This is a genomic window from Sphingosinicella microcystinivorans (assembly GCF_027941835.1).
Taxonomy (GTDB): domain Bacteria; phylum Pseudomonadota; class Alphaproteobacteria; order Sphingomonadales; family Sphingomonadaceae; genus Sphingosinicella.
Window position 1 is genome coordinate 663,134 of record NZ_CP116005.1, and the last position, 25,815, is coordinate 688,948.

General features: G+C 60.3%; 30 protein-coding genes and 2 pseudogenes. 17 read left to right on the top strand and 15 right to left on the bottom strand.

The annotated features are described in order from the left end of the window. The 10 genes and pseudogenes from PE061_RS03110 (at position 1) to PE061_RS03155 (ending at position 9,458) form a co-directional block, all read left to right on the top strand. Positions 1–1,119: an ABC transporter permease gene (locus tag PE061_RS03110; protein ID WP_054666191.1), complete on the top strand. Its 1,119-nt coding sequence runs from the start codon at positions 1–3 to the stop codon at positions 1,117–1,119. Then, positions 1,116–2,660 (top strand): efflux transporter outer membrane subunit, encoded by a 1,545-nt coding sequence (locus PE061_RS03115; RefSeq protein WP_054666194.1) that lies wholly within the window; start codon positions 1,116–1,118, stop codon positions 2,658–2,660. Before PE061_RS03110 ends, PE061_RS03115 begins: the two co-directional genes overlap by 4 nt. Positions 2,661–2,680: 20 nt before the next feature. Then, the gene (locus PE061_RS03120; RefSeq protein ID WP_015912930.1) at positions 2,681–2,881 is read left to right on the top strand and encodes a YgaP family membrane protein; all 201 of its coding nucleotides are present in this window, start codon (positions 2,681–2,683) and stop codon (positions 2,879–2,881) included. A gap of 16 nt (positions 2,882–2,897) precedes the next feature. Next, positions 2,898–4,310: an MBL fold metallo-hydrolase RNA specificity domain-containing protein gene (locus tag PE061_RS03125; protein ID WP_271257735.1), complete on the top strand. Its 1,413-nt coding sequence runs from the start codon at positions 2,898–2,900 to the stop codon at positions 4,308–4,310. Then, entirely contained in the window at positions 4,307–5,173 is an 867-nt protein-coding gene (locus PE061_RS03130; RefSeq protein WP_015912928.1) for a TIGR00730 family Rossman fold protein, read from the top strand. Before PE061_RS03125 ends, PE061_RS03130 begins: the two co-directional genes overlap by 4 nt. After that, positions 5,170–6,369, top strand: coding sequence for a lipid A deacylase LpxR family protein (locus tag PE061_RS03135; protein ID WP_123676513.1), 1,200 nt, complete (start codon positions 5,170–5,172; stop codon positions 6,367–6,369). Before PE061_RS03130 ends, PE061_RS03135 begins: the two co-directional genes overlap by 4 nt. A 48-nt stretch (positions 6,370–6,417) precedes the next feature. Further along, positions 6,418–6,891: a cytochrome c gene (locus tag PE061_RS03140; protein WP_123676514.1), complete on the top strand. Its 474-nt coding sequence runs from the start codon at positions 6,418–6,420 to the stop codon at positions 6,889–6,891. 112 nt (positions 6,892–7,003) lie between these two features. Then, positions 7,004–7,981 (top strand): annotated as a pseudogene (gene istA, locus PE061_RS03145) (IS21 family transposase); the annotation flags it as partial. Positions 7,982–8,007: 26 nt separating this feature from the next. Beyond that, entirely contained in the window at positions 8,008–8,736 is a 729-nt protein-coding gene (gene istB, locus PE061_RS03150; protein ID WP_031304487.1) for an IS21-like element helper ATPase IstB, read from the top strand. A gap of 344 nt (positions 8,737–9,080) precedes the next feature. Beyond that, entirely contained in the window at positions 9,081–9,458 is a 378-nt protein-coding gene (locus PE061_RS03155; protein ID WP_082394032.1) for a helix-turn-helix transcriptional regulator, read from the top strand. A 16-nt stretch (positions 9,459–9,474) separates the two neighbouring features. Here the strand turns inward: PE061_RS03155 and PE061_RS03160 are convergent, their stop codons facing one another. The 3 genes from PE061_RS03160 to PE061_RS03170 are packed head-to-tail and all read right to left on the bottom strand — an operon-like array spanning position 9,475 to position 11,596. Then, positions 9,475–9,999, bottom strand: coding sequence for a helix-turn-helix transcriptional regulator (locus tag PE061_RS03160; RefSeq protein ID WP_054666242.1), 525 nt, complete (start codon positions 9,997–9,999; stop codon positions 9,475–9,477). Between the two features lie 4 nt (positions 10,000–10,003). Further along, positions 10,004–10,279, bottom strand: coding sequence for a hypothetical protein (locus PE061_RS03165; RefSeq protein ID WP_082394034.1), 276 nt, complete (start codon positions 10,277–10,279; stop codon positions 10,004–10,006). 60 nt (positions 10,280–10,339) lie between these two features. Then, a complete protein-coding gene (locus PE061_RS03170; RefSeq protein WP_054668696.1) occupies positions 10,340–11,596 on the bottom strand; it encodes a tyrosine-type recombinase/integrase in 1,257 nt (418 codons plus the stop codon). 617 nt (positions 11,597–12,213) lie between these two features. Here PE061_RS03170 and sul2 point away from each other — a divergent pair. Next, positions 12,214–13,029: a sulfonamide-resistant dihydropteroate synthase Sul2 gene (gene sul2, locus PE061_RS03175; RefSeq protein ID WP_001043260.1), complete on the top strand. Its 816-nt coding sequence runs from the start codon at positions 12,214–12,216 to the stop codon at positions 13,027–13,029. 86 nt (positions 13,030–13,115) lie between these two features. After that, positions 13,116–13,358 (top strand): annotated as a pseudogene (locus PE061_RS03180) (phosphoglucosamine mutase); the annotation flags it as partial. A 235-nt stretch (positions 13,359–13,593) separates the two neighbouring features. Here PE061_RS03180 and PE061_RS03185 read toward each other — a convergent pair. From PE061_RS03185 to PE061_RS03195, 3 genes are all read right to left on the bottom strand, one after another. Next, complete coding sequence (locus PE061_RS03185) at positions 13,594–15,087, bottom strand: IS91-like element ISCR2 family transposase (protein WP_001120888.1); 1,494 nt, start codon at positions 15,085–15,087, stop codon at positions 13,594–13,596. 210 nt (positions 15,088–15,297) lie between these two features. Further along, positions 15,298–15,522: a hypothetical protein gene (locus PE061_RS03190; RefSeq protein WP_000743213.1), complete on the bottom strand. Its 225-nt coding sequence runs from the start codon at positions 15,520–15,522 to the stop codon at positions 15,298–15,300. Next, positions 15,519–16,256 carry a recombinase family protein gene (locus PE061_RS03195; protein ID WP_001366550.1) on the bottom strand — a complete coding sequence of 246 codons (738 nt, stop codon included), beginning with the start codon at positions 16,254–16,256 and terminating at the stop codon, positions 15,519–15,521. The genes PE061_RS03190 and PE061_RS03195 overlap by 4 nt, the downstream gene beginning before the upstream one ends. A 147-nt stretch (positions 16,257–16,403) precedes the next feature. On the opposite strand from PE061_RS03195, the gene PE061_RS03200 reads away from it, so the two are divergent. The 5 genes from PE061_RS03200 (at position 16,404) to PE061_RS03220 (ending at position 19,385) form a co-directional block, all read left to right on the top strand. Further along, a complete protein-coding gene (locus tag PE061_RS03200; RefSeq protein WP_000447876.1) occupies positions 16,404–16,736 on the top strand; it encodes an ArsR/SmtB family transcription factor in 333 nt (110 codons plus the stop codon). Beyond that, positions 16,733–17,500 carry an arsenical resistance protein ArsH gene (gene arsH / locus PE061_RS03205; protein ID WP_001239389.1) on the top strand — a complete coding sequence of 256 codons (768 nt, stop codon included), beginning with the start codon at positions 16,733–16,735 and terminating at the stop codon, positions 17,498–17,500. Before PE061_RS03200 ends, arsH begins: the two co-directional genes overlap by 4 nt. Further along, positions 17,497–18,003, top strand: coding sequence for an arsenate reductase ArsC (locus PE061_RS03210; RefSeq protein ID WP_000140066.1), 507 nt, complete (start codon positions 17,497–17,499; stop codon positions 18,001–18,003). The genes arsH and PE061_RS03210 overlap by 4 nt, the downstream gene beginning before the upstream one ends. Further along, a complete protein-coding gene (gene arsB / locus PE061_RS03215; RefSeq protein WP_001272375.1) occupies positions 18,000–19,067 on the top strand; it encodes an ACR3 family arsenite efflux transporter in 1,068 nt (355 codons plus the stop codon). The genes PE061_RS03210 and arsB overlap by 4 nt, the downstream gene beginning before the upstream one ends. A 114-nt stretch (positions 19,068–19,181) precedes the next feature. Beyond that, on the top strand, positions 19,182–19,385 hold the full coding sequence (locus PE061_RS03220; RefSeq protein WP_000131871.1) for a hypothetical protein: 204 nt from the start codon (positions 19,182–19,184) through the stop codon (positions 19,383–19,385). A gap of 36 nt (positions 19,386–19,421) precedes the next feature. Here PE061_RS03220 and PE061_RS03225 read toward each other — a convergent pair whose 3' ends face one another. The 9 genes from PE061_RS03225 to PE061_RS03265 all read right to left on the bottom strand — a co-directional run bounded on the left by PE061_RS03225 (position 19,422) and on the right by PE061_RS03265 (position 25,712). Next, complete coding sequence (locus PE061_RS03225) at positions 19,422–19,646, bottom strand: type I toxin-antitoxin system ptaRNA1 family toxin (protein ID WP_000211355.1); 225 nt, start codon at positions 19,644–19,646, stop codon at positions 19,422–19,424. A gap of 63 nt (positions 19,647–19,709) precedes the next feature. After that, positions 19,710–19,958 (bottom strand): hypothetical protein, encoded by a 249-nt coding sequence (locus tag PE061_RS03230; RefSeq protein ID WP_000213809.1) that lies wholly within the window; start codon positions 19,956–19,958, stop codon positions 19,710–19,712. A gap of 4 nt (positions 19,959–19,962) precedes the next feature. Continuing rightward, positions 19,963–21,390, bottom strand: coding sequence for a P-type conjugative transfer protein TrbL (gene trbL / locus PE061_RS03235; RefSeq protein ID WP_001405816.1), 1,428 nt, complete (start codon positions 21,388–21,390; stop codon positions 19,963–19,965). Positions 21,391–21,400: 10 nt separating this feature from the next. Then, a complete protein-coding gene (gene trbK, locus PE061_RS03240; RefSeq protein ID WP_000718002.1) occupies positions 21,401–21,637 on the bottom strand; it encodes an entry exclusion lipoprotein TrbK in 237 nt (78 codons plus the stop codon). A 12-nt stretch (positions 21,638–21,649) separates the two neighbouring features. Beyond that, positions 21,650–22,429: a P-type conjugative transfer protein TrbJ gene (trbJ, locus tag PE061_RS03245; protein ID WP_000836966.1), complete on the bottom strand. Its 780-nt coding sequence runs from the start codon at positions 22,427–22,429 to the stop codon at positions 21,650–21,652. 140 nt (positions 22,430–22,569) lie between these two features. Beyond that, positions 22,570–22,758 carry a FitA-like ribbon-helix-helix domain-containing protein gene (locus PE061_RS03250; RefSeq protein WP_000024442.1) on the bottom strand — a complete coding sequence of 63 codons (189 nt, stop codon included), beginning with the start codon at positions 22,756–22,758 and terminating at the stop codon, positions 22,570–22,572. A 1,032-nt stretch (positions 22,759–23,790) separates the two neighbouring features. Further along, positions 23,791–24,672 (bottom strand): replication protein C, IncQ-type, encoded by an 882-nt coding sequence (gene repC, locus PE061_RS03255; protein ID WP_000743064.1) that lies wholly within the window; start codon positions 24,670–24,672, stop codon positions 23,791–23,793. Next, on the bottom strand, positions 24,659–25,486 hold the full coding sequence (locus PE061_RS03260) for a helicase RepA family protein (protein WP_001162384.1): 828 nt from the start codon (positions 25,484–25,486) through the stop codon (positions 24,659–24,661). Before PE061_RS03260 ends, repC begins: the two co-directional genes overlap by 14 nt. Positions 25,487–25,490: 4 nt before the next feature. Next, positions 25,491–25,712 (bottom strand): helix-turn-helix transcriptional regulator, encoded by a 222-nt coding sequence (locus tag PE061_RS03265; protein ID WP_001179606.1) that lies wholly within the window; start codon positions 25,710–25,712, stop codon positions 25,491–25,493. Positions 25,713–25,815: the final 103 nt, after the last annotated feature.

Below are 25,815 nucleotides of genomic sequence, written 5' to 3' on the forward strand. Positions count from 1 at the left end.
ATGTTGACCTCCGCCTTCTCGTTCACCCGCCTGCGCGCCCAATTCATCAAGGAAGTGCTGAGCGTGCTGCGCGACCCGCGCAGCCGCATGGTGGTGTTCGTGCCGCCCATCCTGCAATTGCTGGTATTCGCCTTTGCCGCGACGCTGGAAGTGCGCAACGTCGACATCGCCGTCTACAACCAGGACGCCGGACGCTGGTCGCACGAACTGGTGCAGCGCCTGGACAGCGCCCGCTTCGTCACCCACGTCCGGCATGTGGACAGCCAGCGGCAGTTGCACGAGATGATCGACCGGGGCGAGGTCATCGCCGCACTCGCCATTCCGGTGGACTTCTCGCGCACCATCGCCGCCGGTGGCAGTGGCAAGGCACAGGTGGTGGTCGATGGCCGCCGCAGCAACTCGGGCCAGATCACCGTGGCCTACCTGTCCACCATTGCCGCCGACGTCGGCGCCGAGGTTGTGCCCGACGCGCAGGCACCGACGCCGGTGGTCGTGCGCCACTGGTTCAACCCGAACCTGGTCTACCGCTGGTTCATCGTGCCCGGCTTGACCGGCATCCTGGCACTGTTCAGCGCGCTGCTCATCACCTCGCTGTCGATCGCGCGCGAGCGCGAGCTTGGAACCTTCGACCAGCTGCTGGTGTCGCCCACCTCCACGCCGGAAATCATTATTTCCAAGTCGTTGCCGGCACTGGCGATCGGCACGCTACTCGGCCTGTTCATGATCAGCGCAGGCGTGTTCCTGTTCGGCATTCCGTTCACCGGCTCGTTCGCACTGCTGCTCGCCAGCCTGGTGCTGTTCATCCTGTCGGTGGTCGGCATCGGCCTGATGATTTCCGCAGTCAGCATGACGCAGCAGCAGGCCATCCTGGGTGCGTTCGCCATCGGCGTGCCGGCGGTGCTGATGTCAGGCTTTGCGACGCCGGTGGAAAACATGCCCCTCGTCCTGCAATGGATGGCCCAGGCCATTCCACTGACCCACTTCCTCATCATCGTCGAAGGCAGCTTCCTCAAGGCCATGCCGCCCGGCGACATTCTCGCCAGCCTCTGGCCGTTGGCGGTCATCGCCCTCGCCACGCTGACGATGGCCACCGTATTCGTCCGAGGACGCCTGCAATGAAAACCAAAACCCGCCACCTCTCCTCGCGCACGCCAGCCGCACAGCCGACGTCCAGGCGCTTGCGCCCGCTCGCGCTGGCCCTGTCCTGCGCGCTGCTGACCGCCTGTGCGACCGTGGGCCCCGACTACCGCGAGCCGCCTCCGGTGGACATCGGCAACGGCTGGACCTTGCCTCTGGCGAGCGAATCGCAGTCCGCAGACCTGGCCCGTTGGTGGTCTGCACTCGACGATCCCATCCTTGACCGTCTGATGGGCGCGGCGCTGGCACAGAACCTGGATCTGCGCCAAGCCGCGGCACGCATCGACGAGGCGCGCGCCCTACGCGACCGTGTGGCGGGAGATCGGCTTCCCACCGTTAGCGCAGGAGCCAGCGTCAATCGGCGTCGTCAAAGCGAAAACGGCCCCTTGCCCGTGGGCTCGATTCCCGGCCTTGACGCCACCCAGACCATTTACGACGCAGGTTTCGATGCGGCCTGGGAGGCCGATCTATTCGGCGCCAAGCGCCGCGCCCTGGAAGGCGCCAGCGCCCGCCTGCAAGCCACCGAAGTCGAAGCACAGGGTGTGCGCATGCGCGTCGCGGCCGAGGTTGCGCGCACCTGGTTCACTGCCGTTGGCGCTGGATACGAGCTGCATGCGCAACAAGCCACGCTGGACACGCTGCAGCAGACCTTGGAGTTGGTGCGCCTGCGGCATGCATTGGGCGACGCATCCGCCGCCGATGTAGAGGCGGCCTACGCGCAGTGGACCGCCGTCAACGCGCTGCTGCCGGACATCCAGGCACGCCAGCGCGCCGCGGTGCTTGGCCTGGGTGTGCTGCTAGGCTCCCCGCCCGAGCGTGAACTGGCATTGCTCGACGGCCCATTGGCACCGTGCACGCTGCGTGCCTTGCCGGTGGGCGAGCGTGCCGACCTGCTGCGCCGACGCCCTGACGTGCTGGCTGCGGAACGGCGACTGGCAGCAAGTTCCGCTGACATCGGCGTGGCCACGGCCGAGCTCTTCCCCAAGCTCTCCATCGGTGTTGGAGGCGGGTTTCAGGCGCTCAGCACGGGCGATTGGTTCGATGCATCCAGCTCACGTTTTTCCATCCTGCCGCTGATTTCCTGGCGCCTGTTCGACGGCGGCCGCGTGCGCGCTGAAATCCGGGCACGTGAGGCAGCCGAGCAGCAGGCTGCGCTGGCCTATGAGCAGGCGGTGCTGGCGGCGCTGGGCGACGCCGAGCGTGCGCTTGGCGACTATCACGGCGGGCTGGACACATTGGAGCGCCGCGCCATGGCCTTGGACGCGGCACGAACCAGCTACGGCTACGCCAAGGCCCGCTACGCCGCGGGCGATGTTGCACTGGTGGAACTGCTGGCCGCCCAGCGCAGCTTGCACGACGCCGAGACCGCGGCCGCCCGCGCGCATACCAGCGCCGCGGTGCAGTTGGTGGCGCTGTACAAGGCGCTTGGTGGTGGCTGGGATGCACCTGCAATGACATCGCAAACCACGAATCCAGCCCTGAAGCCGATCGCAACTGTGCTCGCAGCACCCTCAGTTCCTTGATTCAACGAAAGGAGATCACCATGCAAATCAACGTAGGAAATCTCGACCGCATCGCGCGCGTCGTCATCGGCCTGATCCTGCTCAGCTTGCCGTTGTGGCTGGATTCACCGTGGCGCTGGCTGGGGCTCATTGGAATCATGCCGTTGATCACCGGCCTGGCGGGTCGCTGCCTAGGTTACCGCCTGCTCGGCGTGAGCACCTGCCCGATGCAAAAGAAATAACCCGAGTGAGCATCCTATGAAACTGAACTTTCTGGGCGCTGCGCGTGAAGTCACCGGATCGTGCTTCCTGGTGGAGGCGCTCAACCTGCGCTTCCTGGTGGATTGCGGCATGGTTCAGGGCGGGCGCACGGCGGCGGCGCGCAATCGCGAGCCGTTCACGTTCGATCCGGCGTTGATCGACTTCGTGCTCCTGACCCATGCCCATATCGACCATAGCGGACTGTTGCCCAAACTCACGCGCGCTGGGTTCAAAGGAGCCATCTACGCCACTCCCGCTACGGTTGATCTGCTGGGCGTGATGCTGCCCGATAGCGCACACATCCAGGAGAGCGATGCAAAACGCAGTGCCAAAAGATCCCGTGGAGAGGATGCGCTGCCGCCGCTGTACACGCTGCAGGATGCGCGCGAATGCCTGCAACAAGTACGAGGCATCGAATACGACCGGGAGTTCGCGCCCCGTGTCGGGGTGCGCGCACGCTTTCGCGATGCCGGACACATCCTCGGATCGGCCATTATCGAAGTCTGGGTCACCGAGTATGGCTACCCGACGAAACTGGTATTCAGTGGCGACCTTGGCCAGCCGGGACGCCCGATATTGCGCGACCCGACACCCATCGAGGACGCCGACATCCTCGTCATCGAGTCCACCTATGGCAACCGCCAACACAAGGACCTCTCGGCCACCGAAGAGGAGATGATCGGCATCGTCGAGAAAACCCTGTTCGAGCGCGGTGGCAACGTCATCGTGCCGGCCTTCGCGGTCGGTCGAACCCAGGAAGTCCTCTACCACCTGCACCGTCTCACCAGCGAGGGGCGACTGCGGCAACCGAAGGTATTCGTTGATTCGCCTATGGCCACGGAAGCCACGCGCATCACACGCGAGCACCTTGAGCTGTTCGATGAGCAGGCAAAGCGCCTGGCAGGATGGCACGCGCGCGGCGAAAACCTGCCGTATCTGCATTTCACGGAAAGTGCCGAAGAGTCCATGGCGCTGAACCAGACTCGTTCGGGCGCCATCATCATTTCCGCCAGCGGCATGTGCGATGCGGGGCGCATCCGGCACCACCTGCGCCACAATTTGCCGCGCAAGGAATGCAGTGTCCTGTTCTCCGGCTTCCAGGCGCAGGGAACACTTGGCCGTCAACTGGTCGATGGCGCTCAACGCGTGCGCATCTTCGGCGACGACATTCCGGTGCGCGCGGCGATCCACAGTGTCGATGGGCTCTCGGCGCACGCCGACCAACCGGCCCTGATGGCCTGGGCCCGCGGCTTCAAGCAAGCCCCGGAGCAAACCTTCGTGGTGCATGGGGAGCCGTCCGCTGCGCAGAATTTTGCGGAACTCCTGCAACAGCAGCTTGGCTGGCAGGTCTCGGTGCCTGAACATGGCCAGGTGGTGCCCTGGCCGGATTTTCTGGCGATCGAGCGATGACCCCATCCGCTGATCCTGACGAGCGCCTGCGCGCCATCCTCGATTCACCCACGTACCGTCTTGCGTACGAAGACATCGATTTGCTTGGCCAGGAAGAGCTTCGGCCATTGCGCCTGCAGCTTGAGCTGCTCAAGCCCGAGCGCATCCTGCACGAACAAGGCGTCCATTCGACGGTGGTGGTCTTCGGCAGTGCACGCGTCAGCGACGCCGAGACGGCCACCGCCCGCCTTGACGCGCTGGAGCAGCAGGCGCGCACCACGCCGCAGAATTCCAAGCTGACACAAGAGCTCTCCCGAGCCCGCCGCCGCGTGGAACAGGCGCGCTACTACGAAGAGGCACAGCGCTTCGCCCACCTGATTTCCAAGCGCTTCCAGCAACAGGAGCGGTGCGATTTCGTCGTCATCACCGGTGGCGGGCCAGGCATCATGGAGGCAGCCAATCGCGGTGCTTTCGATGCCGGGGCTCGCTCGATCGGGCTCAACATCACGTTGCCGCACGAACAAACCCCGAACTCCTACATGTGTCCGGAGCTGGCGTTCCGGTTCCACTATTTCGCGCTGCGCAAGATGCATTTCCTGATGCATGCGCGTGGTCTGGTGACCTTTCCGGGCGGCTTCGGCACGCTCGATGAATTATTCGAAGTGTTGACTTTGATCCAAACCGGCAAGATGCAGCGGATTCCGGTGGTTCTGGTCGGTCGCACCTTCTGGCATCGGGCCGTTGATTTCGACCTTCTGCTCGACGAAGGCTACGTATCACCATCCGATCTCGACTTGTTTACCTGCGTGGACAAAGCCGAAGAAATCATTGGCGCCCTGGAACGCTTTTACATCGATAGGGCAACAGACGGCACGCCATCATGATGCGCATCGGCAGCCGTCACGCGTGCCTGCCCAAGGCCAATGCGCGGCGGCCGGTGCGCAGTGTCACGCTGATGGTTGCCTGCGCGGTGCTCGGTCCGGTTGCCGCCCATGGCACGGAACTCACACCCTCAGCTGATTCTTCCCGCTGCCTGCCAGAGCAGTCCCTGCACTGGAGAGGAGGCACCCTGCGCCTGGAGAACGATTTGTTCACCGGTACCGACCGCAACTACACCAATGGCGTGGCGTTGAGCGTGGTTTCGCGCGATCTGCAAGGCGCGCTCCGCCCGGAATGTCTGCCCCAACCGATTGCCTGGTATACCCGCTTCATCGGCTGGGCTGATCCCGAGTTCTGGCGGGACTCTGGAGCCCGGTCGGCATCGCAAAACATCGTCGTGCGCTTCGGCCAGTCCATGTACACGCCCGAGGACAAGACGCGCACCGATCTGATTTCCGACGATCGCCCGTACGCCGGCCTGCTGTACCTGGGCTTGGCATGGAATCGCCGCGTCCAACCACAGGCCGCCAGCTACGAAATGCTTGACGTGCGCGAACTGACCCTGGGCGTGATTGGCCCTTGGTCGTTGGCGGAGCAATCACAGGATCTGGTGCATCGGGTGCGGGGCATCGATCGCTTTCGCGGCTGGGACAACCAGTTGCGCAACGAACCCGCGTTCCAGATGGCCATGGAGCGCAAGTTCAAGTCGTACACGGAGGGTGCCGTCCGGCCGGGATGGAGCGGCGACGTGATCGGCAGCTATGCCCTGCGGATCGGAAACATTGAAACCGCAGCCAGTACCGGCGTGGAATTGCGTGCGGGCTGGAACATTCCGAACGATTTCGGCAGCTATCCGATTCGACCCGGCGCTGAGAACCGCCCGCCCTCGGGCGTTTCCGACCTGCGCAGGACCGAGCCGCAATCGGCGCGCGCGCCCAAACCCGGAGCGCATGCATTCCTGAACCTGGAGGCCAAAGCCGTTGCCTGGGACTTCTCGCTCGACGGGAATCTGTTTCGGCACAGCCACCACGTCAGTCGACGACCCTGGGTCGCTCAGGCAGCCATTGGCATCAGCAGCCAATGGATTGTTGCCGGGCATGGCGTGCGGCTTGCCGTGATGCGCGTCTGGAGAACCCGCGAGTTCGACCAGCAGATCGGCCATCACGCCTTCGGATCGATTGCGCTGAGCATGGAATTTTGAAAGCCCGAAGTCATGCGCTCGTCTGCGAAGCATTCACCAACAACCTCAATGGAGAACCTCGTGAGTCACCTCTTGAACCATCGACAGCTTTTGACGATCGCCTTATCAGTAGCCTTGGCTACCGCCGCCACGGGGCTTGGTGCGCAGTCCGCCGAGGCCGCAAAGCCGATGGCGCTTCGCAGCGTCATGGAGAAGCTTGGCCGTGACATGCAAGCCGTCACCGGCGCGATTTCCAAGGAGGAATGGACGTTGGTCGCCGAGTTGGCGCCAAAAATTGCCAAGCATGCCGAACCGCCCCTGGGCGAAAAGATGCGCATTCTTGGCTGGCTTGGCACGGATGCCGGGAAGTTTCGGGGTTTCGATGGACAGGTCCATGACGCTGCGAGCTCCATGGGGGATGCCGCCAAACGCGGTGACGGCCCGGCCGTGATCGCGGCATTCTCCAAGACGCAACAAAGCTGCCTCGCTTGCCACCAAAGCTTCCGACAATCGTTCATGAAGCAATTTTATGAGAGTCGCTGAGGATCAGCGTGCAATAGGCACCCCCTTCGTGGGGTGATCGGCGTGCAAAAAGGACCCCTTCATCCCGGGGATTTAGTCGGCCGACTGGTTTTGATCAGTTGGCGAGAACGGGATGTTGATCGTGGAGACAGTGGTTCGGATTCGGCGTGAGCATGCAGCGGGTAAGGCGATCAAGGCGATCGCTCGTGACCTTCGTTTGTCGCGGAAGGTCGTCCGCAAAGCGATCCGGTCGCCGGAGGCGGCGTTCAACTATCAGCGCAAAGTCCAGCCGCTGCCGCGGATCGGTCCTTATCAGGATCGTCTCGATGCGCTGCTTGAGGAGAACGAAGGTCGCGGCCGCCGCGATCGGCTACGGATGACGCGTATCCATGACCTGCTGGTGCGCGAGGGGTTCGATGGATCCTATGATGCGGTGCGCCGCTATGCGGCGCGCTGGCGTGCTGCGCGGCGGAAGGATGCTGGCGAAGGCGCACCGGCGTTCATCCCGATGACCTTCCAGCCGGGTGAGGCCTACCAGTTCGACTGGAGCCACGAGGATGTGGAGATCGCCGGCAAGCCGATGCGGGTGAAGGTGGCGCATATGCGTCTCTGCGACTCGCGCGCACCCTATGTCCGAGCCTATCCGCGCGAGGGCCAGGAGATGCTGTTCGATGCCCATGCCCGGGCGTTCGCGTTCTTCGGCGGTGTGCCGCGACGCGGTATCTACGATAATATGAAGACGGCGGTGACGGCCGTGTTCACCGGCAAGGAGCGTGTGTTCAACCGCCGCTTCCTGATCATGACCGATCATTACATGGTCGAGCCGACCGCCTGCTCGCCGGCGGCGGGATGGGAGAAGGGCCAGGTCGAGCAGCAGGTCCAGACGATCCGAGGCCGCTTCTTCCAGCCGCGACTCCGGTTCGCCAGCCTGGCCGAGCTCAACGGGTGGCTGGAGGCCGAGTGCCGGCGCTGGGCCGAGCATCATGCCCATCCCGAACGCGGGGATATTACCGTCGCCGAGGCGCTGGATATGGAGCGACCGGCCCTGCAGCCGATCCTGGCACCGTTCGACGGCTTCCATGAGAGCGAGCATGCCGTCACCGGCACCTGCCCGCTATGATCTGCTGCGAGGCTATGATGCAGCGGCATGATATGATCGACACGATGCGCGGCCTCGGACTCAAGGGCATGGCGGCGGCGTTCGACGAGGCGGTCACCACCGGCCTCCAGCGCAAGCGCACCACCATGGAGATACTGACCGACCTGCTCCGTGCTGAGGCGACCCACCGGGATGCAGCCTCCATCCGCTATCGGATGACGGCTGCGAGGCTGCCCGTGGTGAAGGACCTGGAGCGGTTCAGCTTCGAGGGCACACCGATCAATGAGGAGATGATCCGCTCCCTTCACGATGGCTCCTTCCTCCCGCCTCGCCGCAATATCGTGCTGGTCGGCGGCACGGGGACAGGCAAGACCCACCTCGCCATCGCGATCACCGCCAATGTCGTGCGAAGGGGCGCTCGCGCCCGCTACTTCAACACCGTCGATCTGGTGACACGCCTCGAAGAGGAGACCCGGATCGGCAAAGGCGGGACCCTGGCGGCGCAGCTGTCGCGGCTCGACCTGATCGTGCTCGACGAGCTCGGTTATCTGCCGTTCGCCCGCTCGGGAGGGCAGTTGCTGTTCCACCTCATCAGCAAGCTTTATGAGCGGACCAGCGTCATCATCACCACGAACCTCGCCTTCGGCGAATGGCCGACCGTGTTCGGCGATCCCAAGATGACCACGGCGCTGCTCGACCGCGTCACCCACCACTGCGATATCGTCGAGACGGGCAACGACAGCTGGCGCTTCAAAAACCGCAGCTGACAGCCACCTTCGGCGCCTTCAAAAATCTATCTTGCGCTGCGCGCGCCTCCGGTCGGGCTACGCCCGCCCTCCGCCGCACGCAGCGCAAGGCCATCTTCAACAAACCAGCATCATATTATCCGAAAAGGGGGTCCCTCTTCGACGCCGATCGGGGGTCCCTTTTGAACGCCGTTTGACACCCGAAGGGGCGAGACGCCGCAGGCGACTTGATGCGCAAGCACGACAGCGCGACGGCGGCACGCCGGGACGCAACATCGAAATACCACATCGAACCCGCTCCACTACGCCACAGCAAGTTGTCCCGATAGGTATTGAACTTCACCATGTCTCCATGCAGCAGAACCATGGAGTCCGAGGTGGAACAGCTATCGCAAGCCCCCAATACCGCCGGCACCGATGTCGGCCTCCCCTTGCCAGGCACGGATGCCTACGAGGCTTTGCCGCAATTTCCAAAGCGCAGTGTCCTTCCCTTCCGTCGCACCATTCGCCGGCAGGAACTACGGCAGATCGTTCCCCTCGCCGAAACGACGATCTACGAAATGGAGCGTCGCGGTGAGTTCCCACGTCGCTTCAACCTGACGCCACGCTGCGTCGTATGGGACTTGGCAGAAGTGGAAGCCTGGGTCGAAGAACGAAAGCAGGCTCCGCGCGCCGGCGTGTCGAAACCGGATGTCCACCTACGAAAAACCCGCCCTGTCCGGGCGGGTTCGAGCAAGGCATAAGGCCAAGCAGCGGCACTCATCCAATCAAAGCCTCCAGTGCCTTCGATGCCGAGCGCGGCAATCGCCGCCCCTCCTTCGCCACGTTGACCTGCAAGGCCACCCGCGCCACCTCAAACACGTCCTTGGCCAGCGAGTAGCTGCCTTTGGCCTGCAACCACGCCAATACGTCTGCCAAATGCCAGATCGACGCGCTGCCCTCATGCACCGGCGCCGGAAAGCTGCCCGGATGCGCCAGCATCAGCTTGCGCATGTTCTGCCGCGACACGCCCACAATGTCGGCCACGTCAGTCAGACCCACCAGATCCGGCGCTACTTCGATCAATCGCGCGGTCGGCGCGGCGCAGCGCACATCGGCCAGCGCGCTACGCACGGCCTCGTCCGCATCCGCAGCCTCGCGGGTGAACTCCAGCGCCAATCGACCCGGCTGCCCGATGCCGACCAAGGCATCGTCGCAGCCGGCTTCGCCCAGGCGCTCCACCAGTGCATCGGCGTCGCGGTCATCGTCCGTGAGCTGGTATTTCAGAGTGAAGGTGTATTCCATCGCGCTACTCCTTGGCACCATCATCAGCGTCGCGCTGCGACCGGTGCGTGGTGCAGTTGTCCACGACGCGCCGCAAGGCGCGCGCGTGGTTGCCGGGATTTTTCGGCGTGCTCCATACGCTGGTGATGCAGAACTCGCCGCAGCGACATTCTTCATCGTTGTAAGGGCAATACATCCGCCCCCAAGCGTGGCTGCCGCCGACTTCGACGCGCCAGCCCTGCCCTTCGGCGTGCCTGAGAGCTTCCTCAACATCTTTCTTCGGATGAGGGGAACGAGCCATCAATAATCTTCAGTATGGGGATGAATGGCTTAGTTGTCAAGTGACAACCAAGCCACTGTTTCAGGCTATCGCGCTCAACGCCGGCACCACTACGTTCGCCGGTAACAGCTTCGGCACGTAGGTCTGCCCACCGCCCCAGGCATCGACTAGGTTGGCCCACTCTTGCAGCATGTGGCGCCGCTGCTCGGCGTACTCGGCCTTGTTGTAAACCGAGCGCGAGGAACGCCCGTCCTCGTGCGCCAGGCACTTCTCGATCCAGTCGCGGTTGAAGCCGATTTCGTTCAACAGCGTCGAGCCGGTGCGGCGCAGGTCATGGACGGTGAAGGGTTGCAGCGGCAGCCCCTTGGTCTTTGCCGCCTCCACCACGAGCCCCGTGACGCGATTCAAAGTGGCGTTGGACATGCACCGCTCTGCGTCATAGCGAGACGGAAAAACGAACCTTGATCCCGCCGCGCAGGCGTGCAACGTCACGAAGATGTCGAGCGTCTGGCGCGATAGATAGACCACGTGCGGGTTGCGCCCCTTCATCCGCTGCTTAGGAATCGTCCAGGTCTTGCTCTCGAAATCGACCTCATCCCAGGTGGCGTGGATCAGTTCGCTCTTGCGTACCAACGTCAGCAGGATCAAGCGCAGCGCCAGCTTGATGGTCGGATAGGTCGCCACCGATTCCATCTGCTGCATGAACAACCGAATCTCCAGCGGCGACAAGGCGCGATCTTTCGGCACAAAGGTGGCGATCGAGGCCGCGCCCACGCTGTCGGCGGGGTTGTCCACCTTCTCACCGTGGGCGATGGCGTAGATGTAGACCTGCTTCACGATGTCCCGAATCTGTACCGCCGTGGCCGGCGCCCCACGCTCCTTGACCTTGTTGCACAAGGCCCGCAGGTCTTCGGCCTGGATTTCGGTCAGCAGGCGATTCTGGAAGACCGGCAGGATGTCCCGGTCGATGATGTGCTTGCGCATGGCGCGGGTGCTGTCAGCCAGCCTTGCGTTGGCCAGCCACGTCTCCATCGCCGCGCCGAAGGTCTTGATGGCGACCATCCGGCGTTTCTCACGCTGCTTTTCCAGCGCGGGCGAGACACCCTTGAGAACGGCTTTGCGCGCGTCCAGCAGCAGTTCGCGCGCCATTGCCAGCGAGATGCCACCAGGGCCATAGCGTCCGAGGGTCAGCGTCTCGCGGCGGCCGTGGAGCCGGTAGTCGTAGCGGAACGTGATCGTTCCGCCAGGCGATACCGTCACATACATCCCGTCTCGGTCAGAAGCCTTATAAATCTTGGACTTAGGTTTGAAATTGCGTAGTGCAGCGTCGGTCAGCATCGAGGTTTCCTCCGGCATGTGACGGATTTACCGTCAGGTTTTACCGTCAGGGACCTGGAGACCTGCTGATGCCCGGAAAGCCCCATGAAACAAGCTTTCCCGAGAAGGCTTTTACCGTCAAAGACGGTAAAAGTCTGAATAGTGAACGAGAGTGTCTTAATCCAGCCTCGATTTTTACCGTCAGCTCTACCGTCAACTTTTTCTGCTGGCCGGCGATAGCCACCGATAGCTGTCGTGACGTATTTCTTTCTAAATCAACACGTTATATCAGTTCTTCGATAGCTGGCGATAGTCCCTGAAGGACCTGATTTCACTCCCACTCTATTGTAAACAAGACATTTTTATCTTTTATATTCAATGGCTTATTTTCCTGCTAATTGGTAATACCATGAAAAATACCATGCTCAGAAAAGGCTTAACAATATTTTGAAAAATTGCCTACTGAGCGCTGCCGCACAGCTCCATAGGCCGCTTTCCTGGCTTTGCTTCCAGATGTATGCTCTTCTGCTCCTGCAGCTAATGGATCACCGCAAACAGGTTACTCGCCTGGGGATTCCCTTTCGACCCGAGCATCCGTATGAGACTCATGCTCGATTATTATTATTATAGAAGCCCCCATGAATAAATCGCTCATCATTTTCGGCATCGTCAACATAACCTCGGACAGTTTCTCCGATGGAGGCCGGTATCTGGCGCCAGACGCAGCCATTGCGCAGGCGCGTAAGCTGATGGCCGAGGGGGCAGATGTGATCGACCTCGGTCCGGCATCCAGCAATCCCGACGCCGCGCCTGTTTCGTCCGACACAGAAATCGCGCGTATCGCGCCGGTGCTGGACGCGCTCAAGGCAGATGGCATTCCCGTCTCGCTCGACAGTTATCAACCCGCGACGCAAGCCTATGCCTTGTCGCGTGGTGTGGCCTATCTCAATGATATTCGCGGTTTTCCAGACGCTGCGTTCTATCCGCAATTGGCGAAATCATCTGCCAAACTCGTCGTTATGCATTCGGTGCAAGACGGGCAGGCAGATCGGCGCGAGGCACCCGCTGGCGACATCATGGATCACATTGCGGCGTTCTTTGACGCGCGCATCGCGGCGCTGACGGGTGCCGGTATCAAACGCAACCGCCTTGTCCTTGATCCCGGCATGGGGTTTTTTCTGGGGGCTGCTCCCGAAACCTCGCTCTCGGTGCTGGCGCGGTTCGATGAATTGCGGCTGCGCTTCGATTTGCCGGTGCTTCTGTCTGTTTCGCGCAAATCCTTTCTGCGCGCGCTCACAGGCCGTGGTCCGGGGGATGTCGGGGCCGCGACACTCGCTGCAGAGCTTGCCGCCGCCGCAGGTGGAGCTGACTTCATCCGCACACACGAGCCGCGCCCCTTGCGCGACGGGCTGGCGGTATTGGCGGCGCTGAAAGAAACCGCAAGAATTCGTTAACTGCACATTCGGGATATTTCTCTATATTCGCGGTTCAGCAGGCATGTCCCCTTTGAGGGCGACCCGACGACAGGATAATCGACCTTATGGTGCGCAAATATTTCGGCACAGACGGTATTCGTGGCAAAGCCAACGAAGGCGCGATGACGGCGGAAACCGCCTTGCGCGTCGGCATGGCGGCTGGCCGTGTCTTTCGTCGCGGTGACCACCGCCATCGTGTCGTGATCGGCAAGGATACGCGCCTGTCGGGCTATATGCTTGAACCCGCGCTCACAGCCGGTTTCACCTCGATGGGCATGGACGTATTCCTTTTTGGCCCGCTGCCGACAACGTATAGGAAGAATAAACGCCCTTTTCACCCAAGTCCAACAGCTTTGGACCGCAGTTGACTCTTTCGACACCCCTGCGATGCAACCCAATCCGGCTGACGGGGAGCCAGCAACGCTGAAAATTTACCCTCCTCTTTCCCACTAGCGGCTCCTTTTCCGACAACCAGCACGGCGGATCCCTGCCGCGGCGCTGTGAACGCAGCATTTTGATTGGTATCGTTGGCCTTCAGGCTCGTCAGTCAAACAGACCCAGGAGCAGCTCAGCCGGTGGCGCCCGGCTTTCGGGTAACGCCCTGGTCCCGCTGGTTTCGGCTTTGTGCTTCAGGTGATCAAGGATCTGCTTGATCACTATAGGGTCTTCAATGCAGGCGATGACTTTCATGGCGCCGCCGCAGCCGCTGCAGGTCTCGATGTCGATATTGAAAACACGCTTGAGCCGTTGCGCCCATGTCATCGACGCTCGCCGTTGTGCTGGTGTTGCCGGTTCATCAGCCACCCTGACCTTGTTGCCCCTGCCCCGTTTTGCCGGCGTGACCAACGCCCGGTGCCGACTGTTGGGTGCGAACACCCCGTGGAAGCGGGTTAGGTTGACTCTGGGCTTCGGTACCAGGGCGGCCAGCCTTGCAATGAAATCCAATGGTTCGAAAATGACGTGCGTGGTGCCGTCCCGGTACGGCGTCTTGAGCTGGTAGCGCACGTTGCCGCCTCGTGTTAACGACAGCCGCTTCTCGGATACCGCCGGGCGGCTGATGTACCGGCACAGCCGTTCGAGCTTCTTGCGTTCATCGGCCCTGGCCGCCACGCCGGCGTGCAGGCTGGACCCGGCTACCTTGCCAATCCCGTCACCGAACGGATCACCACTGGTCGGCAGAGTTTGCAAAGTGAACACCTTTCGCCCCGCCTGTGAACCGACAGCGATACGGTAAGTGATCGAGTGCCCCAGCAGGGGTGTCATCGGGTCGTCATCCACCGCATCCGAGGCCAGATAGCTGTTTTCGACATCCCGTTCCAGCAGGCCTTGCCGTTCCAGATAGCGACCCACCCGGTGGGCGATGGTGTGCGTCAGCTGGGTGAGCTCTGGGCTGGTCGGCGCCTTGACCCAGCGGAAACGCGCTGAGCCGTGGGATTGCTCGACATACACACCGTCGAGAAACAGCATGTGGAAGTGAACATTCAGATTGAGCGCCGATCCAAAACGCTGGATCAGGGTGACCGCGCCCGTCTTGGCCACTTGGTGGGTATGGCCCGCTTTCTTGACCAGGTGCGTGGCAATGACGCGGTAAACGATGCCCAGCACCCACCCCATGATCTCGGGCCGGCTGGCAAACAGGAAACGCAGCTGAAACGGGAAGCTCAACACCCACTGACGCATGGGTTGTTCAGGCAGTACTTCATCAACCAGCAAGGCGGCACTTTCGGCCATCCGCCGCGCCCCACAGCTCGGGCAGAAACCGCGACGCTTACAGCTGAAAGCGACCAGGTGCTCGGCGTGGCAAGACTCGCAGCGAACCCGTAGAAAGCCATGCTCCAGCCGCCCGCATTGGAGAAATTCTTCAAATTCCCGTTGCACATAGCCCGGCAATTCCTTTCCCTGCTCTGCCATAAGCGCAGCGAATGCCGGGTAATACTCGTCAACGATCTGATAGAGAAGGGTTTGCTCGGGTCGGTGGCTCTGGTAACGACCAGTATCCCGATCCCGGCTGGCCGTCCTGGCCGCCACATGAGGCATGTTCCGCGTCCTTGCAATACTGTGTTTACATACAGTCTATCGCTTAGCGGAAAGTTCTTTTACCCTCAGCCGAAATGCCTGCCGTTGCTAGACATTGCCAGCCAGTGCCCGTCACTCCCACTCGATTGTAAACAAGCACACAAAACCCTTTAGTGACAACAATTTGCAAGAACTATCAGGCTCAGTGCCATGAAAAATACCATGACCAGATCATGAGGTTGAACACGGCTTGCGCCGGCAGCGTTCACGCTCCTGGTCGGCGATCTCGCCCGGCTGCAATGCTAGCTCAGCATCGGTCATGCGCTCCAGCACGTCGCGTAGGCGGATGGTGCAAGGAATGGGCGGCAGCTCGAACTCATAGCCGCCGGCGATCATTTCGGCCGCAATCTCCTCGGTGATGAAAAACGGCTCGTCGTCTTGGTTCGGCTTCTTCATGCCCTTTCCTCCTGGCGCTCATCCTGGCCGACAGCGGCCAGGGCATCGGCTTCCGTCAATGCGTCCTCCACGAACGCGCCGTGCTGCTTCGCTTCGGCCTGGCTGACCTCGGCCCATATCCGTTTCACCTGGGCCGCACTGTACCCGGCCAGCTCGGCGGTCTTGTTGATGCTGTAGCCGGACTTGCGCAGCGCGACAACTTGGGCGCGGCGCTTCGGATCAGCACGGCGGCCCTTGTACCGCCCGGCCTGGCGGGCCAACTCAATGCCTTGGCGCTGGCGTTCGCGCCTGTCCTCGTAGTCGTCGCGGGCCATCTGCAAGGCCAGGCGAAAAAGCATGATCTGCACGGCTTCCAGCACGATCTTGGCGACGCCCTGGGCCTCGGCCGCCAGGTCGGATAGATCGACCACGCCAGGGACGGCCAGGCGTGCGCCTTTGGCCTGTATCGAGGCCACCAGGCGCTCGGCCTCGGGCAAAGGTAGGCGGCTGATGCGGTCGATCTTCTCGGCAATGACCACCTCGCCGGGCTGTAGGTCGCCGATCATGCGCAGCAGCTCAGGCCGGTCGGCGCGTGCGCCGGATGCCTTCTCACGGTAGATGCCGGCGACGTAGTAGCCGGCGGCCTTCGCGGCCGTAGTGATCGCCTCTTGGCGTTCCAAGTCCTGCGCGTCGGTGCTGACGCGCAGATAGACCCGCGCCACCATCGGCGCGGCTACTGGCTTCGTCCTGCGCATACTTGCGGGCTCCTTTGGGCATACTCAAATGCACCCATCTTAAACTGGCAGGCCAATTTATCACATATCGATCTAAATGCGCCTAGCTCATTTTTACAGCTTAAATGAGCTATTGAGCACACTCCATATTTCGACTATTATTGAAACATGGAAACGATAAATGCTGTAGCCGCCCTGGCGGCCATCGCTCAAGAATCGCGCCTCGCGGTGTTCCGGCTTCTCGTCCAGGCCGGCCCCGCCGGCATGGCCGCCGGAAAAATCAGCGAAGCGGCCGGCATCCCGCCGTCTTCGCTATCCTTCCACCTGAAAGAGCTGGCACACGCCGGCATGGTCACGTCGCGGCAAGAAGGCCGATTTGTGATCTACGAGGCGAACTTTTCGACGGCCACTAACCTGGTGGCCTTTCTCACGGAAAACTGCTGCGGCGGCCAGGTGTGCAACCTGTCTTGCACCACGGAAGCCGGGAAGGTGTTGGCATGAGACTTCGCCATCTTTCCGACCCCGATTCTTTGCCCGCTTTGGACAAATCCTTTGCCATCGAGCGCCCGGCGCTCGGGCTGGCACCCGACGCCCCGCCGGTGCGTATCCTGCTGCTGTATGGCTCGCTGCGCGCCCGCTCGTTCTCACGGCTGGCCGTCGAGGAAGCGGCCCGGCTGCTGCAATTCTTTGGCGCAGAAACACGCATCTTCGACCCGTCCGATTTGCCGTTGCCCGATCAAGTGCAAAGCGACGATCACCCGGCCGTCAAGGAGCTGCGCGCCCTGTCCGAGTGGTCAGAGGGACAAGTCTGGTGCAGCCCGGAACGCCACGGTCAGATTACCAGTGTCATGAAGGCGCAGATTGACCATCTGCCGCTTGAAATGGCCGGCATCCGGCCGACCCAAGGCCGCACCCTGGCCGTGATGCAGGTATCCGGCGGCTCGCAGAGCTTCAACGCCGTGAACACCTTGCGTCTGCTCGGCCGCTGGATGCGAATGTTCACCATTCCGAACCAGTCGAGTATCGCCAAAGCGTTCCAAGAGTTCGACGCGGCGGGCCGCATGAAGCCCTCGCCGTACTACGACCGAATAGCCGATGTGATGGAAGAACTGGTGCGCTTCACGGCGCTGGTACGGCCGCACCGTGAAGCACTGACAGACCGCTATTCCGAACGGAAAGCGGCCGGCCACGTCATCGACGAGGCCACCGATCTTTCATCCATCGCCATTGCTCCCCAGCCACTACCAGAAAGCGAAACATCATGACCGAAAGAATCTATAACGTCCTCATCCTCTGCACCGGCAATTCGGCGCGCAGCATCATGGCCGAAGCTCTCATCAACACGATGGGGCAAGGGCGCTTCCGCGCCTACAGCGCCGGCAGTCACCCAACCGGCAAGGTCAATCCCTTCGCCGTCGAAAAGGTGGAGTCGGTGAATTACCCGACCGAGAATCTGCGCAGCAAGAGCTGGGACGAGTACGCCACGCCCGACGCACCGAAGATGGACTTCATCATCACCGTCTGCGACAACGCCGCCGGCGAAATGTGTCCGGTGTGGCCTGGTCAGCCGATCTCGGCGCATTGGGGATTTGAAGACCCGGCCGCCGTCGAAGGCACTGACGCCGAGAAGCGCCGGGCCTTCGAACAAACCTTCCGGCACATGATGAACCGCGTCCGCCTGTTCGTGAATCTGCCTCTCAAAATGCTTGACCAGACGGCCATCAAGCGCGAGCTGGCGAACATCGGCAAGACCGAGCAGGAAGCATGAGCGCCGGCGCACAGGCCATCGCCGCGAAGCCGCGCCAGGCCCCGATGAGCGGCTTCGAGCGTTACCTGACGCTGTGGGTGGCCCTGTGCATCGTCGCCGGTGTTGCGCTCGGCCAGGGCCTTCCTGACGTGTTCCAGGCCATAGGCCGCATGGAAGTGGCCCAGGTCAATTTGCCGGTGGGCCTGCTGATTTGGGTAATGATCGTCCCGATGCTGGTCAAGATCGACTTCGGGGCGCTGCACCAGGTCAAAGAGCATTGGCGCGGCATCGGCGTCACGCTGTTCGTGAATTGGGCCGTCAAGCCATTCTCGATGGCCCTGCTGGGGTGGCTGTTCATCCGACAAGTGTTCGCTCCGTTCCTGCCGGCCGATCAACTGGACAGCTACATCGCGGGCTTGATCTTGCTGGCCGCCGCGCCCTGCACGGCAATGGTGTTCGTGTGGAGCCGCCTTACCAACGGCGACCCGCTTTTCACGCTCTCGCAAGTGGCTCTGAACGACGCCATCATGATCGTGGCCTTCGCGCCCATCGTCGGCCTGCTGCTGGGCATGTCCTCGATCTCGGTGCCTTGGGACACGCTGCTGATTTCGGTCGTGCTCTACATCATCGTGCCGGTGATCCTGGCGCAGCTCTTGCGGCGGCATCTGCTCAAGCAAGGACAGGCCGCCTTTGAACGGGCCATGCAGAAGATCGGGCCGTGGTCGATGGCCGCGCTGCTGCTGACGTTGGTTCTACTGTTCGCCTTCCAGGGCGAGGCCATCATCCGGCAGCCGTTAGTGATCGCCATGCTAGCCGTGCCGATCTTGATTCAAGTGTTCTTCAATTCCGGGTTAGCCTACTGGCTGAACAAGCGGGCGGGGGAAAAGCACTCTGTCGCCTGTCCTTCGGCCCTGATCGGTGCCAGCAACTTCTTCGAGCTGGCCGTGGCGGCCGCCATCAGCTTGTTCGGTCTGCACTCCGGCGCTGCATTGGCAACCGTGGTCGGCGTCCTGGTCGAAGTGCCGGTGATGCTGCTGGTCGTGCGCGTGGTGAATCGCTCGAAGAGCTGGTACGAACGAGGTTGAACATGAGTAGGAAAAAACTGAGGAAATGATTGCAGATTGCCGCGCCGGCCGCTTCCTGGCGCATTCGATCACTGACCTGGAACACCTAGTATCCATGCTTGCTGAGGTCGCCCGATGACAGACCCAAAGAACCTAGAGAACAGGCTGCATGAGAAGGCCGACCCGGCCCGCGCCGTTTCCACTGGTCGGGTGCGCTACACACTGGCCGAACTACTGGCCGACGCGGAAGCATCCGGGGCTTACCCGCTGCCGCCGGAGGAACGCGAATGGATGGATGCGCCGTCTGTGGGTCGGGAATGGCCAAACAGTGAAGATTGAAAAAGGCGGCCAGTTCGAGTGGCCGCCCTTTCGTCATTAGCTGCACGCTTGGCGCAAGGCGTTCATTGCTTCTTGAAAATCAGCCTGTGTCGCCCGGCCCGTTTCAGCTTGGTAGTACACCACCATAAAAGCATTAGCGACGGCTTCGGCCAATGGCCCAAGGCTCCGCGCTTCCGCTTGGTTGATGTACTCCAAAGAAGAAAGAATAGCCGCTGCTTGATGCACTGCTTGCCCTGGTTCGATAATATGTTGTGTTGTCATAATTCACCTCTCCAGTAGGTGTTGATTGAAAGTGCCGGGCTGGTTGTGGCCAGCCCGGTGCGCCTACAGGTACAGCCCCGCCGCCTCCGCGAATGCTGACCGCTCATTCCTGCCGCCATTAACCTCAATACTTATCGGCTTAGTTTCGCTCTCTCTCATAGGGTCTGGCCGTGATACAAAAGCGGCTGTTTCTGTCTCTGCATCGACCTCGGTCGATTGATCACCCAGCGGCGAAATAAATACCTGGCTGACTTCTTCCCTTGGCGCTTCATCCAGGGCCGCCAATGCGGCCATGTATGTTGATGTCGTCATCGTGCTAACTCCTGACTTCGTTACTATCTGGGCCAGAATCGGCGCCCAAGCTATTGCCCTCGAACTGGCCAGATTGGCTTGCTTCTTTCGGCTCCATGCTTTCGCGTATCGAAGCAGCCAGTTTTCCGCCTGTGGTTTCGCTCACTCGCTCCTGGAATCCCTGCTTCACTTGAGAGCCGACACCCTTGGCTAACTCGGAGGCCGTGCCTGTGGCCAGCTTCGCGGCCTTGGCAAAGCCGCCACCGCTTGAGCTACTGCCGCTGTCACCAAAGCCAGCCGCTTGGGCGAATGGGCTACTGCCAGCAGTACCCGCTTCACCACCACCGTTTCCGCCACTGCTGACAACTGACCCCATGCTGGACATGTCACCGCCGGTTTCCATACTCGCTGATGCTTTCTGAAAAGCCGCTTGGAGTGCACTTGCACCTCCGGCTGCACCGGCTGCGGCACCCATAACCGCTTTACCTGCCAGGGCAGCGCCGCCAGTTGCCATACTGGCCGCCGTCACCGCCGCCCCAACTGCCGCACCCGCACCGAAGTTTCCAATTCCACCGGCTGCGCCAATACCACCACCAGACACAAGACCAGAAATCATCGGCGGAACTTTGTTGACCAAGAAAAGCAAGATGACCGATATAACCAACATCACGGCCAGTTCCTGGGATGCCATGTTCTCGCTGATTTGCGTGTAGTAGTGATTGATGAACTCTTTGCCAATCGCAACCAGAAGCACCATTGCCATAAGCTGTGCGGCCAGGCCCAGCACGGTCTTGTAGTAATTGATCGCCATGTCGGAAGTCCAACGACTTCCACCAAAGCCAAGGAAGAACACACCGGCATACAACAGAATCCAGGCTGATGCGAGCAACAGCAACAGGTTGACCGCAATCAACGCCAGGACAAACAAAACAGCCAGGGCCATTAGCTCCATGACCAGAGCAGTTGCCATCTGCCGCCATCCCAGCTCCGAGGTGGCCTGTACTGTGCGGTTGTATAACTCGAAACCAAGATCAAGGATGCTGGAGGGCCCAAGATTGCTATTGGAAAGTCCCCCCGCCTGCGCGCCCAGAGTTTGCAATGACTGAACAATCGTACCGGCGATATTCATGCCCTGGTTCGCATTCGTCAGCAACCACCAGAAAAAGCCGGTGAAGATCGTGAAGCGAACGAACTCCGCGAAGAACTCGCCAATGTCGGCCTTGCGCAAAGCCATCATGCCGAATGTCCAGACCATCGAAATCACAACCAGCGTCCAGAACAAACGCGATGCAGCGGACTCAATAGCTGGCCCCCATGTTGCGGCAGCATCATGAAAACGCTTGAGCACATCATTCATAACACCGCTGCTACTTAGCTCCTGCGCCATTGCAGGTTCAGCCAGCACCATTGTGGCGACCATCATCAAGCCACCTAGAGCAATTTTCTTTCTCATGGCGACCACCTCAATAATCATCTTTAGGGCTGGGCTTGAACTCCCACTGACGCATCTGCTTGGCCTTCTGGAATGCTCTGCATTCCTCGGTAAAGGCCTCTCGGTTCGCTTCGCTGCGCATTTCATTCAGTGCTGCCTGGAACGCATCGGGGGCACACGTCGCCGCATTTGGTTCGGGCATCCTTTCCTGTTCACATCCAGCCAACAACAGCAACGTAGCCGCGGTAGTAAAAAAGATTTTTTTCATCTCACCGCCTCCCTAGTAGTTGTCTGCCGGACTCGGGCGAAACGTCCAGGTACGCATTTGCTCGGCCCTGGCATCACCTCGCGCCTCGGCATCGAGTTCTGCTGCAATCCGGGCTGCCTCCGCGTTGTGTTGGGCGGTCAACATGGTGCGAATCTGCAAGAGCTGATTGGCCTGCTGGCTGGCGAGCTGGTTGGCGTAGCCGATGGCCTGTAGCTGGCCAGTTGCACCCTGGGCCGCGCCTTGCAGCCGCTCCAGGGTACGGGCGTCATCCTTCAAAGCCTTTTGCTGGTCGGCAACGGTCTGGAACAGGGCATCGTTGGCCTTCTTTTGCGACTCTGACGCCAGGCGGCGGTTCTCTTCCATCGCTGCCTTTTCGGCCGGCGTGCATCCGCCGCTGCCGTTGAAGCATGGCGAGCTGCGGTAATAGGCCACGTCCTGAAACTTGGCCAGGTAACGATCCAGGCTGCCTAGCTGGTTCTCGTAATAGGCCAGCGTGTTTTGCGCGGCAATCAGCCGGTTGATCGTAGTCTGCGCCTGATCCCAGATATACGCGGCTGGGGCCATCGTGTTCTGGAGCTGATTTTCGTACTGCTGCAACTGGGTCTGGTACTGCTCAATCTGCTTGAGCGTCTGCGCCACCGACTCGATGGCCGTCATGATGTTCTGGGCCAGGTTGCCGCCGTCGATGACGGGGATACCAGCTTGCACAGGGGCGGTGGTAGTGGTGATAAAGCCGGTTGCGAGTGCAACGGCTAGAGCGGTTTTTTTAGCCGCTAAAATTTTGGACTTCATGGTCGTACTCCGTCGATGAAAAGAAGGCATTGCCTTGACCAAGCGTTGTGCTTGTTCTCGGCAACGTTTCATCGAAGAGCTACGCCACTAGCTGATCGGTATTGCCCTTGGCGCTGAGGCCCGGACTTACAAACGTAAAACTACTCTGTTTTTTTATCGCTTTCGGACAAGCCAACTTCCCGGCCAATCTCTTCAAGCTCTAGCGGCTGTACTGCCGCCGTCAGTATTTCGCGTATTTCCGCGTCGGTGCTCCTATCGTTGAGCGCTGCTCGAACTTTCAACGCACGGTGCACCTCGGCGGGTAAATTCCTGATAAGCACATTTGCCATATCAATACCCTTTTGGTGTACCCGACAACCATGCTATCAAAGATATTAAAAATAGCAAGACCTATACTCTTGCAACCGGCGGTAGCCGATCAGCCCCGCAGGGCAGGATTCCCGTTGAGTGCCCCCGGCGCGAATAAGGGACAGTGAAGATAGATAACCGGCTTGCCGGTTAGCTAACTTCACCCATCCTGCCCGCATTTCACCCACTATTGAAAATCTAGCGCATATCGAACGTAAAGCGTTTTATCGTCAAACAAACACCGATTCTTGGCAACATAACCGTAATCGTCACCAAATCGGCCTGCAATCGACATAGTCGCTTCAAAATCGCTGCTCAATCGGCTTTAAATCGGAACCTAAAATGCCAACAATCGACACAAACCATTCGCCCCGATGGGGCGAGTTGGACGCCAAAAAAGAAGGGCATAACCCGCCCCTCAAGTGTCAATGAACACAAGAAATTTGCCTCCCCTCCCGTCATACCACTAAGGCGACGTATTGATACTTGAGGGGCAACCTTTCCTGATGTTGACACCTTCACGCAGGTTACTGGTTATGGGCGTCCAACACACACGGCTCATTCCTGCTTGGTAATAATAAGAATAATAATCTTCTTATTATTCTTACCGAACGAATGGGCACTGCTTAGCCATTTCACGTTTCGAGCCAAGGTTTCAGTACAGATAACTACAAGTGCACACAGCGGCCCTCCAGCACCGTTAGACGCAGATTCTGCTTCAGCTCATGGAATAAGGGACTCCGGGTTGTTTTCCCCTCTCACAAGGCGTTTCAGCGGCCACTGAAGCCGCCTTCTCTTCTTGGCGTTAAACCATCGGCCTATGGCCGATTGATAAAGCCCGCCAGGGCTTTATTGGCAAGGTCAGAACGCGCCCTCAAGGCGCGAGCTGCACCGCGCATGATGGATTATCTTTAGATAATCTTGGATGGATTTCCCAAACTGCCCGCAAAGCAGCGCACCGTCTGGGTTTTCCAAATTGGGACGGGGAACGTTACGACGGCAGAAGGGGAGCGTTACGACGGTAACAAGGGAACGTTACGACGGTAAACGGGTGCAGTTGCCGTGGGGCCAGGCCTCTTGATCTCCCATTTTCCCTTGGCGTATTCGTTCACTACCCAACCCACGGCGGCAAGTTCGGCCAGTGCCTTCCGGGCAGTCTGACGGCGTTTTTTCATAGCTTCGGCATTGGCTTCATCTGGCCAGACATAGCCGCAAAGCGTGTCCAGTTCCACGCGCCCGGATTTGCCGGGGTCGATCCAGCCGCATAGCCGTTGGTGCATCAGCCGTGCCGGATCAGTCTGTAGCACCCGCACTTCCGCCATGTCGATACGGGCATATGGACGATGCCCCAGGATCGCTTCGGCAATACGCGGATTCAGGGCAACCCATAGCCTGCCGTCCGTCTCGTCAAAAGCATGACTCATCAGGTGGAACGCGGCTTGCCGCCGTCCCTTCGTCACAAGGATGGTGACGTTCGACATGCGCAGCAGGCTGGCTTTGAGCGCCTTGATGTTGTCGCCGCTATCCGTCATGCCCGTTTCTGAGAGCAGTTTGGTCAGGCTCTCACGAACCACCAAGCCGTCTTGCTCAATGGCTTCGAAACGGGGTTCAAGGAATAGCCGTAGCTGTCGCCCCGTCTCACTGGTCGGTTCCGGGGTTAGCAAGATGCCGTTCGGGCCGCCAAGGGCCACGATGCCTTGCAAAAGACGCATATCATCGGCCCCGAGAGGTTCGAATCCGACGAAACGCATGGATTCGTCCTCGCCAAAGGTGTAGGTCACGTCCAGCTTGCAGCGTTTGCGATCGCCACGCTTGAGGCTGCGGAACAGGCCAGGTGCCAAACAGTGCGCGGGATCATGTCGGACGTGGGTCAGGTCATGCTTAGGCTTCTTCACGCTGTCTCCTTTTCACCTTGCACTGCCGCTCCAGTACAGCAGGCTTCAACACGCCGCCGTCGTGCCGTCTAAACCAGAGTTCTTGAAAAGGTGCGCCATAGTTGGCCTTGCTGACGCCAAAGCGGACAAAATACCCACGCTGACAATCATCGACCCCCAGTATCTCGGCCTCGCCTTGCGTCATGCCGGATAGGTACGATTGCCAACGGATGTTATCAACCAGTACGGACGATCCACGACTGGCCTGCTGTTGATCGCCCGACCCCATCATGGCTGCGCTTTTACTCGCGTGGTGCAGAAACACAATGGAGCAGCCTGTATCAGCGGCTATGGCCTCCATGTGCCCAACAACCTGCGCCATCGGCCCGCTAGCGTTCTCCTCCTCAATGTGGAAGCGCCGCAAAGTGTCCAAGATCATCAAGCGACGACCTTCAGCGGCTCGTTTGAGAGCATCGAACCAGCTAGCAGCCATGATGTTTGGGCATTTACCGATCAAGGGTTCAATGAGCAAACCATCAGCCACGGCTTGCCGTTCCGCTGCGCTGAGGTGTGCCCCAAGGGCGTGCAGACGATGGTGAATAGCGGCCGGTGGATCTTCAGCAGGCAGATAGACCACTTGCCCGGTGGGAAACTCGCCTATTTCAAGTAAATCAGGCCCGCCTGCAATCTGTGCAGCCAATTGAAGGGCCAACATGGATTTACCAGCCCCACCAGGCGACACAAGAGCACCAACAGTGCCAGCAACCATATTAGGCAGAACATAATCAATGGGTGGCGGCAATTCCGTGAAAGCCGCCATAAGATCAAGAGCCATATAACTAGCCCTCTATAGGGCCAGGTCGCGCAGCTTGATCACCCGATGATTTACGTGCCTCAATCCACTCTTCGACCTCTGACAAATCCCAGGCGACATTTCTACTGGTTAACGCGATACGGCGTGGAAAATCCCCTCGCTGCTCCAGGTTATAAATTGTTCGTGTCGAAAGCGGGATCATCTCCAGGAGCTTCTTCCTGTTGATGAGGGTCTTTATATTTTGCATGGGTCAATACCTCTCAAATGAATAGTTGCTATTCATCGAGTAGCTGCGCGAAGCAGCTAATCGGTAATTGACCTGCCCGATGCCAATGGCGGCCTTATTTATA